This is a genomic window from Pseudomonas sp. (assembly GCF_050739655.1).
In the GTDB taxonomy this organism is placed as follows: Bacteria; Pseudomonadota; Gammaproteobacteria; order Pseudomonadales; family Pseudomonadaceae; genus Aquipseudomonas.
On sequence record NZ_JBOIBY010000211.1, the window covers coordinates 19,006 to 32,957 of the forward strand.

Below are 13,952 nucleotides of genomic sequence, written 5' to 3' on the forward strand. Positions count from 1 at the left end.
CGCAATCCCCTGTAGGAGCTGACGCAGGCTGCGATCTTTTGATCTGTTTTTAAACAAATCAAAAGATCGCAGCCTCGTTTCACTCGTCAGCTCCTACAAGGGGGATTGTCATTGCTTCGGTTTTTTTACTTCCTCCGGTCAGCCACTTGAGGTGGCCGCATCTTTTTGCGCGGCATCCGAGTCGGCACCAGAATTCGAGCCCGCGGCCTCTTCACCTTTTTTATCAGCCTTTTCTTCGTTGGACTCAGCGCCTTGCGCCTGGTTGATCCCCGGAAGGGCGGCAGGAGGCACCGAAGACCCTGTGGTGGTCTTTTCGACAGCACCGACGAAAAGCGAGCAGGTCGACAACAGGCTCGCAAACAGGAGCACAGCGGCTTTTCGGTTCATTAGCGGAGTCTTCCAGGCAAGGGGTGTACAGCATTGGAAGAGTGGAGGGTGCAAATGTGCTCAGAGGCTGACGAGCGGCAAGAACGGACTAACCGCAGGCATCCGCGACCGCTTTTTCGGCCCGTTGCAGCTCTTGCTTGATGTCGGTGGTGATACGCTGTTTTTTCATCTCTTGCCCAAGAAACGGTTGGCCGCCCCGGGATTTCACCTCTGCATTTTCGGCATCGATTTGCGCTTCGATGGCGGCCGAATGCTCCTCGATCACGGCGGTGACCTCCGCTTCGTTCCTGGCGGTATCCAGTGCACTCACCAGTTTGCCGGCTTCGGCTTTTTCAGCCTCGGCATAGGCCTCGACCGACAAGCCAGCGGTCATGGCCCGTACCTGGGTTTCCAGGTCTTTCAAGTGCTCCTTGTTGGTTTTGCATACCGCTTCCCGGCGCTGGCTCTCGACCACCTCCCAACGGTTCAGCCCATAGGTCACGACGCCCACAACAACCAGGGGCAGGGCGGCAGCCAGCAATTTGCCGTTCACATTTCACACCTCATGCAGCCATCGAAACCGTCTTCAGTCATCATTGTCCTACTCCATCCCCGAATAAAAAAGCGTAGCAGACTCGATACCCATTCAGCTTGAGACGTGTACGTCAGTTTGACGTTGTTTTGAGCGTAGTGCAGTGACGCACGATGAATCAGTGATGTGATAAGGATATTACCTAGGGCGCTGCGGCAAATGCCTTGATTGATGGTGTTCACCTCAATAGTTCGCCAGTGGGCTCTGCCATAGGCTGGCGCAATGGGAAGCCGTCGATGGCTGACAATTGCCGGAGTGCGTTATGCGTTTTTTTGAATTGATCACGTTTACGGTGCGCGTGCGGACTGTGGCGGATGCGCTGGTGCGCATCGAAGCCTTGCTGGCACAGCCCGAGGTGGGTGGCACGCTAATGGGCTGCTGGGCTTCGGAGGTGGGCAAACTGAACCAGATCGCCATTTTGCGCGGTTATGAAGACGAGAGCGCCAGGCAGGCGGAGCGCGAGCGGTTCCTTTTGGGGGGCGAAGTCTTTGGAATCAGCGCCTTCATTACCGATTTACGCATCGAAAACTACACCCTGTTTCCCTTCCTTGAGCCTTTGAGCGCCGGCAAGCACGGCCCCTTCTACGAGCTGCGCGTCTACGACTTGATCAGCAGCGGCTTGCAGCCCACGCTCGACGGTTGGCGCAAAGCCATCGAAGCGCGAACCGCCGAACAATATTCGCCGGTGTATGCCGCCTTTTACGCCACCGACGGTTCACTGCCGCGCTATCTGCACATCTGGCCGTGGACGACGCTGGAACAGCGCTTGCAGGTGCGCACCCAAGCCGTTGCCGACGGCGTCTGGCCACCGGAAAACTCCGGCCCGCAACTGCAGGACATGTGCTCGACAATTTACCTGCCGGCGAGGTTTTCGCCTTTGCAGTGATTGGCGCGACTACCGCCGGTGACTCGTCATTTGTAGGAGCTGACGAGTGCAACGAGGCTGCGATCTTTTGATTTTAAAAGACAAGATCAAAAGATCGCAGCCTGCGGCAGCTCAGAAGTAATGAGTTCACTGACGGACCCTGTAGAGCCTTTAACCTTGGACTAGACTCAGCCGGTTACTGGCATTTATGAGGTCTTGGATATGGCAAAGGATAAGAAAAGCGCTACTAAAGGTTCCGCTGGAGATCTGAAACTCAAGAACAAAGACTACCTTGAGCAAATGCGCCACTTGCACGTCGAGCTGGTCAAGTTGCAGGAATGGGTGAAAGAGCGCGGCATCAAGATTTGTGTCGTTTTCGAGGGGCGCGACGGCGCGGGTAAGGGCGGGACGATCAAGGCGCTCACGGAAAGGGTCAGCCCGCGAGTCTTTCGGGTGGTGGCATTGCCCGCGCCGACCGAGCGGGAAAAAAGCCAGATGTACGTCCAGCGCTACTTGCCGCACCTGCCCGCAGCGGGTGAAGTGGTGATTTTCGATCGCAGTTGGTACAACCGAGCGGGCGTCGAGCGCGTGATGGGCTTCTGTACCGAGGAACAGTCGGACACTTTCCTCAAGTCAGTGTCCCAAGTGGAGCGGGCGATCGTCGACTCGGGCGTCATCCTGCTCAAGTATTGGCTGGAAGTCAGCCCGCAAGAGCAGACCCGTCGACTCGAGGCGCGGATCAAGGACGGACGCAAGATCTGGAAGCTGACGCCCATGGATCTCAAGTCATACAGCCGTTGGTACGACTACTCGCGGGCTCGTGATGACATGTTCAAGGCCTCCGATAGCGTCCATGCGCCGTGGCTGGTGGCCAACTCCAACGACAAGCGTCGGGCGCGGCTCAACATCATCAGCGACTTGCTCAGTCGCATTCCCTATAAAGAAGTGCCGCGCGACAAAGTGGTCTTGCCCAAACGCCAGAAGCCTGGTGGTTATCAGGAGCCTGATTATCCGCTCAACCACGTTCCCGAGAAATTCTGACGATTACCGTTTGCGAACCTGTGCTTTTTATATAGAGGGGACACAGTCCTATGAGCGATTCGGATATTTCGTCCCCTGACCCACAGCCGGGCCGGATTACTCCTCGCAATGCGGGTGGTGATCAGTCCGGCTTGAGTCGCTGGTTTCCGGGGTTGCGTACCTTGCGCGGCTACCAGATTTCCTGGTTGCGCCACGACCTTGTGGCCGGTCTGGTGCTGACCACGATGCTGGTGCCCGTCGGCATTGCGTACGCGGTTGCATCCGGCGTACCTGGCATCTATGGGCTGTACGCGACCATTGTGCCGCTGCTGGCTTATGCGCTGTTCGGCCCTAGCCGCATTCTGGTGCTTGGCCCTGATTCCTCGCTGGCGGCGGTCATCCTCGCCGTTGTCCTGCCGTTGTCCGGTGGCGACCCGCAGCGGGCCATTGCCCTGGCGAGCATGATGGCAATTGTCTCGGGGGCTGTGTGTGTCCTGGCAGGTATTGCGCGGCTAGGATTCGTCACGGAGCTGCTGTCCAAACCGATCCGCTACGGCTACATGAACGGCATCGCCTTGACGGTGTTGATCAGCCAGTTGCCCAAGCTCTTCGGTTTCAAGATCGAAGCCGAGGGGCCGCTGAGGAGTCTATGGGCGATCGTGACAGCGCTGCTGGACGGGAAAACCAACTGGGTCGCGTTCATGGTCGGTGTCGCCACGCTGGTGGTTATCCTGCTGCTGAAAAATCACAAGCGCGTGCCAGGCATCTTGATCGCGGTGGTTGGCGCGACGGTCGTCGTGGGTATGCTGGACCTGGCTGCAACCGCCGGGGTGTCCGTCCTGGGCTCGCTGCCACAAGGCCTGCCTGGCTTCGCCATTCCATGGATCACCACGGACGATATCGTCCCTGTACTGATCGGCGGTTGCGCCGTGGCATTGGTGTCATTCGCCGACACCAGCGTGTTGTCGCGGGTCTACGCGGCGCGCACCCGAACCTATGTCGATCCGAACCAGGAAATGGTTGGCCTGGGCGTTGCCAACCTGGCTTCAGGATTCTTCCAGGGATTTGCGATCAGCAGCAGTTCCTCACGCACGCCCGTGGCCGAGGCGGCAGGCGCCAAAACCCAACTGACCGGCGTCGTAGGGGCACTGGCGGTTGCACTTCTTTTGGTGGTCGCGCCGGAACTGTTGCGCAATCTACCGAACAGCGCATTGGCGGCGGTGGTGATTGCATCAGCTATTGGCCTGATTGAGGTCGCAGACTTGCGACGCATCTATCGCATGCAGCGTTGGGAGTTCTGGCTGTCGATTGTTTGTACGATCGGTGTGGCAGTGTTTGGAGCGATCGAAGGCATTGGCCTGGCCATCCTGATTGCGGTCATCGAGTTTCTATGGGATGGCTGGCGACCTTACTCGGCGGTACTGGGGCGTGTGGACGGGGTCAACGGGTTCCACGATACGAAGCGCTATCCCGACGCCCATCTACTTCCCGGGCTGGTGCTGTTCCGTTGGGACGCATCGTTGTTTTTCGCCAATGCCGAACTGTTCCACGACCGCATCATCGATGCGCTGGCGGCATCGCGGACGCCGGTGCGCTGGCTGGTGATCGCCGCCGAGCCCATTACCAGTGTGGACGTGACCTCTGCCGACATGCTGGCCGAGCTGGACGAAACCTTGCGCGCGGCGGGCATCACGTTGTGCTTTGCCGAGATGAAAGACCCGGTCAAGGACAAGCTCAAGCGCTTCGGGCTTTACACCCTGCTGGGTGAACGTGCATTTTTTCCAACGACCGACGATGCTGTCCGCGGCTATATGGCAAGCCATGGCATGGATTCGGTGGGGTCAGATCACTGACCCATTACCGAGCCCGTAACAGTTCACCGCTCTCAACGGTACGATCGACCAGGTGGATACGATTGCGTCCGCCACGCTTGGATTCGTAGAGTGCCGCGTCGCTTTGTTCGATCAGTGCCGTCAGGCTGGCAGGCGGCCGATCGAACAGGTTGGCCCCAATGCTCAGGGTCACAGCTTCAGGGGTGATAAAGGTCTTTGAGGCCGCATCGTGAAACTGCTTGCGCAGTGCGCTGCCCAGTTCATCGATTCGCGCGCTCGACGCGTTACTCAGCAGAATGACGAACTCATCTCCGCCGAGACGGGCCGTCAGCGCATCCTTGGGCAGCACAGCACGAATCATCTCGCTCAGCGCAATGAGCAGGCGGTCGCCCGCGGTATGGCCGTACAGGTCGTTGACCAGTTTGAAGTTGTCGATATCGATCAGCAGCAGGGCGCCCGGTGAAGCGCTGGACATTTCAGCCAATAGGCGCGGTGCGCGGGCCTCAAGGGCACGGCGGTTGTACAGGGCGGTCAACGGGTCACGTTCGGCCAACCGGGCTATTTGCTTCTCCCGCCGGTAGCGCTCGGTTCCGGTCATCGACAGGGCGATCAGCATGATCGCCATCGCGCCTTCGACCAACGAGATCTGAATGATCTCGCCCCGAAAGGCCGCCAGATCGATCAGCGTGCCGGGGATCACTGCCGTTATCGACTTGGCAACATAGAAAAGCCCATGAACCAACAGCACATAGCGCAGCTGTACCGCCCCCACGCTCAAGGACTTGCCATGGGGGCGCAGGAGGAAACTGGCTCGCAGCGACAGCAGGGCCACCAGCGCCGAGTTGGCCAGCAGCATGATTTTCGACCACGACGGCTCGTCCGGCAGCAACAGCAGGGCAAGCCATACTCCGAAAATCAGGTACCAGGCACGAGACAGGCGCGCCTGGGTGAAGCGCGCCACGCCCAGCAGGAAAAACCAGTGCGCCAACACCAACAAGCCATTGGCGAACCAGATACCGACCACCAGAAGGCCGATCCCACGTAACAGGGCAAGTGTCGAGCCCACCGTGATCGTTGCAAAGCCCGCGCTCCAGAACAGCAGCGAGGATTCACGAATGCTGCGCCACTCGATCGCCAGGTACAGCGAGGCGGCCGCCGCGAGAGCGATCGAGATTGTCAACATCGTGGGTGGGTCGAGCGCCATAACCTTGTTGCCTGTGTGTTTGCGAGGAAAAAGGGGGTGATTGTAAGCGCTTGGGGGGAATTTCGCAGAATGTGCTGTATTGGATGGTGAGGCAGGCGGGGCTATGGAGGTATAGCTGATGGACGCGCATTTGATAAAGCTTTGTGAAATAGCACAACACCGGCGTTGGCCGTTGTAGGAGCGAGCTCGCTCGCGAAAAACCTGTAGGCGCCGCGATCATTCAGGATGCTCGCGTCATCGTTAACGTTTTTCGCGAGCAAGCTCGCTCCTACGAGAACAGCATTACGGCGTTGGCCGGTGTTGTTTTGTCGATCGTTTACTGTGACGTCTGGATGACGTGCGGTGCAGGTTTGCGAAGTTTCATCAGCCAGAAGTAACTCAGAGCCGGCATCAGCAAACCTACCACCCAGGCCAGGTCGACACCGTCCAGCGCTGTTGCGACCGGGCCGACATAGAGCGTGGTGTTCATGAATGGAATCTCAAGGGCAATCGCCAGTACGAAAGTGCCGCAGGCGATCCAGTTGACCCGCCCATAGATGCCATCGAGCTTGAAAATGTCATCGATCTGGTACTGACCTTTGCGCAGGCAGTAGTAGTCCACCAGGTTGATCGCCGTCCAGGGGATCAGGAAATAGCTCATGAAGAAAATGAAGTTGAGAAAGAAGGTTATGAAATCGTCCTGACTGATGGTGCACAGCGCCGTGGCCACCAGGCTGATCAGCAGCATGAACAGCCCGCGAACCCGCGGCGTCACCTTGAGACGGGCAAACGGTTCGATTACGGTGATGGTCGACATGAACGCCCCGTACAGGTTGAAGACGTTGATCGAGACCTGGCCATAGACGATGAAGGCGAACAGCAGGATCGCGCCGCTGCCGAACAGCCCGGCAACATGACCGCCGACGTTGCTGGAGAAGTCGCCAATGCCAACGCTGAGGATTGCCCCGAGAATCATCATCCACGCGCCGCCGCTCACGGTGCCGGCGTAGCTGTACCAGAACACCTGTGTGGTTGACGTGCTGCCTGGCAGGTAGCGTGAGTAGTCAGCGACATAAGGTGCGTAGGACAGCTGCCAGGTCACGGCAATGCTCACTGCGACCAGAAATTTCGCCAGCGAAAACCCGGTCGGCAGCCATTGTTCGGCCGGTATCGACAGTTGTAAGGCGTACACCGTGGCGGCGGCGAACACCAGTAGTGAGAGGATCGACAACAGCTTTTGCAAGCGGTGAATCAGCCTGTAGCCATAGAGCGCAACAACAAAGCACAACGCCCCGATCAGGTAGATGTTGCCGGTTGCGGGTAACGGGCTGACGGACTCCAGTGCCTGGGCCGCAAGCAGCGTGTTACTGACAAAGAACCCCAGGTAAATCAGCATCACGAACAGCAGCGGCAACACCGCGCCAATGACGCCGAACTGGGCGCGACTCTGGATCATCTGCGGGATGCCCAGCTTCGGTCCCTGGGCGGAATGGGACGCCATGAAGATGGCGCCCAGCAACGAGCCGATGATGATTGCCAGCGCACTCCAGAACAGGTTGAGCCCCATCACCACCGGCAACACCCCGGAGGCTATGGTGGTGATGTTCATGTTGGCGCCGAACCAGATAAAGAACAGCGAACCGGGCCGCCCGTGACGTTCGGTTTCAGGAATGAAATCGATGCTTCTTTTTTCGACTTGCATGGCGATTACTCCTGAGTCCGGACGAGGTTGGCTTGCAGACGGGCGATCGTGCCCGGCAGCTCATGGGGCTGATGGGCAAACATGTCCGGGTGCTCGGGGGCCAGGCTCAGGTAGCCGCGGTTTTCCAGCGCTTTGCTGCATTGGGCACTTGTGAGCAATTCCAGCGAATAAACCCAGTTGGTCATGATCAACAATGACGAATAGTGCGCGGCCTGGGTGGTTGCAGTGCAGGCGTCGCTGACCAGCCGGATTCGATAGCCCAGGGCAAAGGCATCGAACACAGTGCTCAGCACGCAGACATCGGTCAGGACGCCGCAGACGATCAAGGTTTCTACCTCAAGCGACTTGAGCCGGGCATCCAGGTCGGTGCGGTGGAAGGCACTGTAACGGCCCTTGTCGATCACCAATTCATCGGCGTGGGGAGTCAGACTTTCGAGGATTTCTACCTGTCGGGTGCCGGCGCGGTAGGTACTCGGTCCGCCGTCCTCTGCCAGGGGTTCACCGTGCGGCAGGTCGCTGCCGTCGGCAGGATTGACGTGGCGGGTAAAGATCACCGGGACCCGTTGATGGCGGGCGGTGTGGAGCAGGGCAATCGTTTGAGAGACCACAGCATCGAAGTTTTCGAGGACGAAACTGTCCTCTTGCTGCATGTCGATGATCAACAGCGCGTTTTTATTGTTCATTGGGCAAACCTGATCAAAGGCGAACACAAAGCACCACGCCCGCCATGTTTTGGCGAGACGCGCGGTGCGTGAATTCCAGTTCGGGTGGGCTCAGTGAACTATTTGCCAGAAACCGTTTTGCTTGGCCGTGACGCTGGCGCGCAGGCGCTTGAAGTGCAGGTGCGAAGCTGTCCATTCGCCGCGCAGGTAGGCCTGCGCGGCGCCGGATGGAAGGGCGAGTGATGGGAGATGACCAGTGATCATTGGAATCGACCCTACACGTCAGTCAGCTCTGCGGCTTCGCGTCCGCAGAGCAGGGTGGCGCAATCAGCGGAACGCTGGCACCACGTGCTTGATGAACAGCTCCAGGGATTTTTTCTTTTCCGCGTGGGGCAGGCTGTTGTCACACCAGAAGCTGAACTCGTCGACACCCAATTCCTGGTAGTACTTGATGCGTGGAATGATTTCTTCCGGGGTGCCGATCATAGCGGTCTTGTGCAGGCTTTCCAGTTCGAACTCCGGGCGGCCGGCGAATTTTTCTTCCGGGCTTGGCGCCAGGAAGCCATTGACCGGGGTCACCTTATTGCCGAACCAGGCGTCGAAGGTGCGGTAGAACTTCGAGATGGCCTTGGCACCGACTTTCCAGCCTTCCGGGTCATCAGCGGTGTGGACGTGGGTGTGACGCAGCACCATCAGTTGAGGGCGCGGTACATCCGGGTTGTTGTCCAGGGCGGCCTGGAATTTGTTCTTCAGGTCCAGGACTTCTTCGTCGCCTTTCATCAGCGGCGTGACCATGACGTTGCAGCCGTTGGCTACAGCGAAGTTGTGCGAATCCGGGTCGCGGGCGGCGATCCACATCGGCGGGTTCGGCTGCTGGATCGGCTTGGGTACGCTGGTGGAGGTCGGGAACTTCCAGATATCACCGTCGTGGGCGTAGTCGCCTTTCCACAGGGCGCGAACGACGGGAACCATTTCCCGCAGGGCCTGGCCACCGCTCGATGCGGGCATGCCGCCGGCCATGCGGTCGAATTCAACCTGGTAAGCGCCACGGGCCAGGCCGACTTCCATGCGCCCGTTGCTGATCACGTCCAGCAGCGCGCATTCACCAGCGACCCGCAGCGGGTGCCAGAACGGCGCAATGATGGTGCCCGCGCCCAGATGAATGGTGGTGGTCTTGGCAGCCAGATAGGCCAGCAGCGGCATCGGGCTTGGCGAGATGGTGTACTCCATGGCGTGGTGTTCACCGATCCATACCGTATTGAAACCACCGGCCTCGGCCATCAGGGTCAGCTCGGTCAGGTCTTCGAACAGCTGGCGATGGCTGACGCTTTCGTCCCAACGTTCCATGTGTACGAACAGGGAAAATTTCATGACGCTTACCTCGGATCTCTTGTGGTCGCCCCATCGACTGCGAGGCTGTTGTTTATTGGTATACCATAATACGAAATGGCTACAAAATTTTTTACGATGCTCGATCTGTGGGCGCTTTTCTGTGGGAGCGAGCCTGCTCGCGATGATCGTTAACGATGACGCGTAATTCCTGATACGACGCGGCGCCCTCCGGTCCATCGCGAGCAGGCTCGCTCCCACAGGGGTAAAGCGACAAAACGGGATCAGGCCGGAACGGGCAGGGCGCCCATCTTCCCGTGGCAATACACCATCGGCCCCGCGTCGTGCGAAGGCACGATCAGGTTCTTCACTGCACCGACCATGATCGCGTGGTCGCCGCCTTCATATTCGCGCCACAGTTCGCATTCAATGACCGCCGTGGCGTTGGCCAGGATCGGATTACCTAGCTCGCTCAACGTCCACTCGATGCCTTGCGCCTTGTCTTTGCCTTTGCGTGCGAAGGCATAGGCTTCGCTTTGCTGGCCACCTGAAAGTACATGGATGGCGAAACGCTTGTTCTTGATCAATACCGGATAGGAATCGGAGCTGTAGTTGGGGCAGAACAGCACCAGCGCCGGATCCATGGACAACGAACTGAAGGCACTGGCCGTCAGGCCGACGATTTGTCCGTCGTCATCCAGTGTAGTGATCACGGTCACGCCGGACGGGAACGAGCCCATGACTTGTTTATAGATGGCGGCATCAATCATTGGACGGTCCTCGGAAGGTTGAAGCGTGATTTTTATGTGTTTGTAGGTCTGATGGTATACCGTAATACATAGTTTGCAAGGTCTTTTTGGGTGATCCGATAAACGTAGTGGTCTTGCTCGAGGTGCAGTATTTACAGGGCTTTCAGCCAGGTTGTTGCGTATTGGACAGGGCCGGAAGGCAGATCAGAAGGGCTTTCAAAGACCGGATCAGTCTTGTGAAAAGTTTGGAATACCATAATATGGCCTCCATCTGAGGGGCGGCCAGAGAGTCCCCCCGGTTTGGCTTCATACAAAGATAAGAACAGACAAACTCGAGTTCATGCATATGTCCCAGATGTCCCGGCAAGATCCGTTGATCGAGAACCACACGGTCGACTACGTTCCTCTCGCAGAGCGCCATGGGAAGGCCCGCGATCTCTTCACCCTATGGTTCAGCACCAACATCGCACCGCTGCCGATCGTTACCGGTGCCATGGTGGTTCAGGTATTTCACCTGAACCTGCTGTGGGGGCTGGTGGCGATTGTCCTTGGGCACATGGTCGGCGGGGTGGTGATCGCCCTGGCATCAGCTCAAGGGCCGCGCATGGGGATTCCGCAGATGGTGCAAAGTCGCGGTCAGTTCGGTCGCTATGGTGCGCTGCTGATCGTGTTCTTCGCCGCGCTGATCTACGTCGGCTTCTTCATCTCCAACATCGTATTGGCGGGTAAATCGATCGTCGGCATCGCGCCTTCGGTACCGGTGCCGGCCAGCATCCTGATCGGCGCCCTCAGCGCGACCGCCATCGGGGTGATTGGCTACCGTTTCATCCATACGCTCAATCGTATTGGTACGTGGGTGATGGGCAGCGCCTTGCTCGCCGGCTTCCTCTACATTTTTGCCCATGACCTGCCGGTGGACTTCTTCACCCGTGGTGGTTTCAACCTGTCCGGCTGGCTGGCCACGGTGTCCCTGGGCATCATCTGGCAGATCAGTTTCTCGCCGTATGTGTCGGACTATTCCCGTTACCTGCCCGCCGATATCGGCATTACCCGTCCGTTCTTCGCCACCTATCTGGGGGCGACCCTGGGCACCATTCTGTCCTTCAGCTTCGGTGCGGTGGCGGTATTGGCGACGCCGGAAGGCACCGAGGCGATGACGGCGGTCAAGCAGTCCACCGGTTGGCTGGGGCCGATTCTGATGGTGTTGTTTTTGCTCAACATCATCAGCCACAACGCCTTGAATCTGTATGGCGCGGTGCTGTCGATCATCACGTCGATCCAGACCTTTGCCAGTCAGTGGACGCCAAGCATCAAGGTGCGCGTTGTGCTGTCGAGCGTGGTGTTGGCAGGCTGCTGTGTGGTGGCGCTGGGCGCGTCGGCGGATTTCATCTCGCAGTTCATCGGGTTGATTCTGGCGTTGCTGCTGGTGTTGGTGCCGTGGGCTTCGATCAACCTGATCGACTTCTATGTGATCAAGCGTGGATCTTATGACATTGCTTCGATCTTCCAGGCTGATGGCGGGATTTACGGGCGCTTCAATCTGCATGCGATCGTGGCGTATTTCATCGGGATCATTGTGCAGTTGCCGTTTGCCAATACGTCGTTGTATGTCGGGCCTTATGCCAATTTGGTGGAGGGTGCGGATTTGTCGTGGTTGGTGGGGTTGGTGGTGACTTGTCCGCTGTACTACTGCCTGGCGACGCGTGGGCGGGATCGGTTGGGCAAGGCGGCTCGGTTGGGGTTTGCTGACTGATTTTTGTTTGGTTGTGTTTGTCTGGAATGCCCGGCTTTTGGTCGGGCATTTTTGTTTTTGTGTTTGGTTTATGTATTGGGTACATATCCGTTGCTGCGGTAACGGCTACTTATGGTTTCGCCCTTACGGCGAGTCACTTTCGAAAAGCGCGAAAGCCCCCGGTGTCAGGATAGTTGTCGCCTCTGCGGATTTACCCCCAAAAAAGCACACCGAGGGCGGAAAGAGATAGGTTGTGACGTACTATTCACCCGAACGTAAAGCTGCATTGCTCAAGATGTTGCTTCCCCCGCTGAGCCTGACCGTGGCCGAAGTTTGTCGACGTGAAGGGGTCAGCGATGTATCGATGTACCTCTGGCGCAAGATGGCCAACCAAGGAAGTAAAGTGCCCGACGACATACTGCTTTCTGATAAATGGTCTGCTGAAGCCCGGTTTGCAGCTGTCCTTGAAACGGCCAGTCTGACTCAGCTTGAGTTGGGCGAATATTGCCGTCGAAACGGCCTTTACCCCGAACAGCTCAATGCCTGGCGTCAGGCCTGTATCAGCGGTCAAGAAGCTGTTCAGGCGCAAAAAATGGCTGATCATGAACAGACGCGCAAAGACAAGAAACGGATCCTGGAACTGGAGCGTGAACTGCGCCGTAAAGATGCTGCATTGGCCGAAACCGCAGCGTTGTTAGTGCTGCGAAAAAAGCTCAACGATTACTGGGGGACCGACGACGAGGACAACTGACCTCTTTGCCGGAACGGCAGTTGTTGGTGGGCTGGTTGATCGAAGCGATCGTAGCGGGAGCCCGAAAAATACGGGCCTGCCAAGAGGTCGGACTATCGCTCAGAACCTTGCAGCGCTGGACCCAGCCGCAGGAGCTGCAAGCCGATGCGCGCACCACCACTTTGCGGCCCAAGCCGCGTAATGCGTTAAGCGAAATCGAGCGACACGCCATCGTGGCGCTGTGCAACAGCCCGACATACGCCCATTTGCCTCCGAGCCAGATCGTTCCGCGCTTGGCCGACGAGGCGCGATATCTGGCGTCGGAAACTACGTTTTATCGCGTCTTGCGAGCAGCCGGCCAACAGCACCATAGAGGCCGCAGCCGACGACCCCGGCGGGTTGTAATGCCGACAACACATGCGGCTGAGAAGCCCAACCAGGTGTGGTCGTGGGACATCACGTATCTTCCATCGCCGATCCGCGGCAAGTATTACTACCTGTATTTGATCGAGGATATTTACAGCCGCAAGGCGGTGGGCTGGGAGGTTTATGAAGAAGAAAGTGGTGAGAAAGCGGCTGCACTGCTACAGCGCAGCGTGATCAGCGAGAAGTGCCTGCGTGAGCCGTTAGTGCTGCACTCTGATAACGGAGCGCCGATGAAATCGGTGACGCTGTTAAGCAAAATGTATGAGCTGGGGATCACACCCTCTCGCGGTCGGCCGCGCGTAAGCAATGACAACCCGTACTCGGAATCACTGTTTAGAACACTGAAGTACTGCCCGCAATGGCCCTTAGAAGGCTTCGCCAGCTTGGACGCTGCACGGACTTGGGTGAGGGATTTTATGCGCTGGTATAACACCGAACACAGGCACAGCCGGATCCGCTTCGTCACACCGTCAGAGCGCCATCGCGGGCAAGATCATCAGATCCTGGTGCTGCGGCACCAGTTGTATGAACGGGCACGCCAGAAAACTCCTGAACGATGGTCTGGAAAAACACGCAACTGGGAGCCGATAGGAACGGTGCTGCTGAACCCGGATCGGGTACAGCAGACCGGTAAGAAAGCGGCATAGCAAAACAGTTGGCGCGACAACTACCTTGAAAAACGCCGCACCACTCGGTGCCTCGCTAAGGCTCGGCATGCCAGAACGAAGGCATTGCTCCGTGGGTCGCCGCGATGGGCCATCCAT

Annotated in this window: 13 protein-coding genes; 5 read left to right on the forward strand and 8 right to left on the reverse strand. The window is 58.1% G+C overall.

The window, feature by feature from the left end:
• Positions 1-138: 138 nt before the first annotated feature.
• Positions 139-387 (reverse strand): hypothetical protein, encoded by a 249-nt coding sequence (locus ACRESJ_RS10480; protein WP_431757836.1) that lies wholly within the window; start codon positions 385-387, stop codon positions 139-141.
• Between the two features lie 88 nt (positions 388-475).
• Positions 476-919, reverse strand: coding sequence for a hypothetical protein (locus ACRESJ_RS10485; RefSeq protein WP_431757837.1), 444 nt, complete (start codon positions 917-919; stop codon positions 476-478).
• 301 nt (positions 920-1,220) lie between these two features.
• Between ACRESJ_RS10485 and ACRESJ_RS10490 the strand changes: the two genes are divergently transcribed.
• The 3 genes from ACRESJ_RS10490 (at position 1,221) to ACRESJ_RS10500 (ending at position 4,696) form a co-directional block, all read left to right on the forward strand.
• Entirely contained in the window at positions 1,221-1,844 is a 624-nt protein-coding gene (locus tag ACRESJ_RS10490) for an NIPSNAP family protein (protein WP_431757838.1), read from the forward strand.
• 201 nt (positions 1,845-2,045) lie between these two features.
• Positions 2,046-2,864, forward strand: a complete 819-nt coding sequence (gene ppk2 / locus ACRESJ_RS10495; protein ID WP_431757839.1) for a polyphosphate kinase 2 — start codon at positions 2,046-2,048, stop codon at positions 2,862-2,864.
• 50 nt (positions 2,865-2,914) lie between these two features.
• Positions 2,915-4,696 (forward strand): SulP family inorganic anion transporter, encoded by a 1,782-nt coding sequence (locus tag ACRESJ_RS10500; RefSeq protein ID WP_431757840.1) that lies wholly within the window; start codon positions 2,915-2,917, stop codon positions 4,694-4,696.
• A gap of 4 nt (positions 4,697-4,700) precedes the next feature.
• On the opposite strand, the gene ACRESJ_RS10505 is transcribed toward ACRESJ_RS10500, so the two are convergent.
• The 6 genes from ACRESJ_RS10505 to ACRESJ_RS10530 form a co-directional block, all read right to left on the reverse strand.
• The gene (locus ACRESJ_RS10505) at positions 4,701-5,879 is read right to left on the reverse strand and encodes a GGDEF domain-containing protein (RefSeq protein WP_431757841.1); all 1,179 of its coding nucleotides are present in this window, start codon (positions 5,877-5,879) and stop codon (positions 4,701-4,703) included.
• 316 nt (positions 5,880-6,195) lie between these two features.
• Entirely contained in the window at positions 6,196-7,560 is a 1,365-nt protein-coding gene (locus tag ACRESJ_RS10510) for a purine-cytosine permease family protein (RefSeq protein ID WP_431757842.1), read from the reverse strand.
• Between the two features lie 5 nt (positions 7,561-7,565).
• Positions 7,566-8,243 (reverse strand): cysteine hydrolase family protein, encoded by a 678-nt coding sequence (locus ACRESJ_RS10515; protein ID WP_431757843.1) that lies wholly within the window; start codon positions 8,241-8,243, stop codon positions 7,566-7,568.
• Positions 8,244-8,333: 90 nt separating this feature from the next.
• The gene (locus ACRESJ_RS10520; RefSeq protein ID WP_431757844.1) at positions 8,334-8,486 is read right to left on the reverse strand and encodes a hypothetical protein; all 153 of its coding nucleotides are present in this window, start codon (positions 8,484-8,486) and stop codon (positions 8,334-8,336) included.
• A 63-nt stretch (positions 8,487-8,549) separates the two neighbouring features.
• Positions 8,550-9,593 carry an LLM class flavin-dependent oxidoreductase gene (locus ACRESJ_RS10525; protein ID WP_431757845.1) on the reverse strand — a complete coding sequence of 348 codons (1,044 nt, stop codon included), beginning with the start codon at positions 9,591-9,593 and terminating at the stop codon, positions 8,550-8,552.
• A gap of 242 nt (positions 9,594-9,835) precedes the next feature.
• A complete protein-coding gene (locus ACRESJ_RS10530; protein WP_431757846.1) occupies positions 9,836-10,321 on the reverse strand; it encodes a flavin reductase family protein in 486 nt (161 codons plus the stop codon).
• A 325-nt stretch (positions 10,322-10,646) separates the two neighbouring features.
• Here ACRESJ_RS10530 and ACRESJ_RS10535 point away from each other — a divergent pair, with 325 nt between their 5' ends.
• Positions 10,647-12,053, forward strand: coding sequence for a purine-cytosine permease family protein (locus tag ACRESJ_RS10535; RefSeq protein WP_431757847.1), 1,407 nt, complete (start codon positions 10,647-10,649; stop codon positions 12,051-12,053).
• Positions 12,054-12,285: 232 nt separating this feature from the next.
• A protein-coding gene (locus tag ACRESJ_RS10540; RefSeq protein WP_116287586.1) for an IS3 family transposase occupies positions 12,286-13,835 on the forward strand; the annotation gives its coding sequence in 2 pieces (ribosomal slippage) (positions 12,286-12,745 and positions 12,745-13,835; 1,551 coding nt in all).
• Positions 13,836-13,952 lie beyond the last annotated feature (117 nt).

Excerpts from the sequence above, each read along its gene's own strand:
- ACRESJ_RS10525 (WP_431757845.1), bottom strand. The coding sequence starts at position 9,593 with ATGAAATTTTCCCTGTTCGTACACATGGAACGTTGGGACGAAAGCGTC.
- ACRESJ_RS10520 (WP_431757844.1), bottom strand. The coding sequence starts at position 8,486 with ATGATCACTGGTCATCTCCCATCACTCGCCCTTCCATCCGGCGCCGCG.
- ACRESJ_RS10490 (WP_431757838.1), top strand. The coding sequence starts at position 1,221 with ATGCGTTTTTTTGAATTGATCACGTTTACGGTGCGCGTGCGGACTGTG.
- ACRESJ_RS10500 (WP_431757840.1), top strand. The coding sequence starts at position 2,915 with ATGAGCGATTCGGATATTTCGTCCCCTGACCCACAGCCGGGCCGGATT.
- ACRESJ_RS10505 (WP_431757841.1), bottom strand. The coding sequence starts at position 5,879 with ATGGCGCTCGACCCACCCACGATGTTGACAATCTCGATCGCTCTCGCG.
- ACRESJ_RS10480 (WP_431757836.1), bottom strand. The coding sequence starts at position 387 with ATGAACCGAAAAGCCGCTGTGCTCCTGTTTGCGAGCCTGTTGTCGACC.
- ppk2 (WP_431757839.1), top strand. The coding sequence starts at position 2,046 with ATGGCAAAGGATAAGAAAAGCGCTACTAAAGGTTCCGCTGGAGATCTG.
- ACRESJ_RS10535 (WP_431757847.1), top strand. The coding sequence starts at position 10,647 with ATGTCCCAGATGTCCCGGCAAGATCCGTTGATCGAGAACCACACGGTC.
- ACRESJ_RS10530 (WP_431757846.1), bottom strand. The coding sequence starts at position 10,321 with ATGATTGATGCCGCCATCTATAAACAAGTCATGGGCTCGTTCCCGTCC.
- ACRESJ_RS10510 (WP_431757842.1), bottom strand. The coding sequence starts at position 7,560 with ATGCAAGTCGAAAAAAGAAGCATCGATTTCATTCCTGAAACCGAACGT.
- ACRESJ_RS10515 (WP_431757843.1), bottom strand. The coding sequence starts at position 8,243 with ATGAACAATAAAAACGCGCTGTTGATCATCGACATGCAGCAAGAGGAC.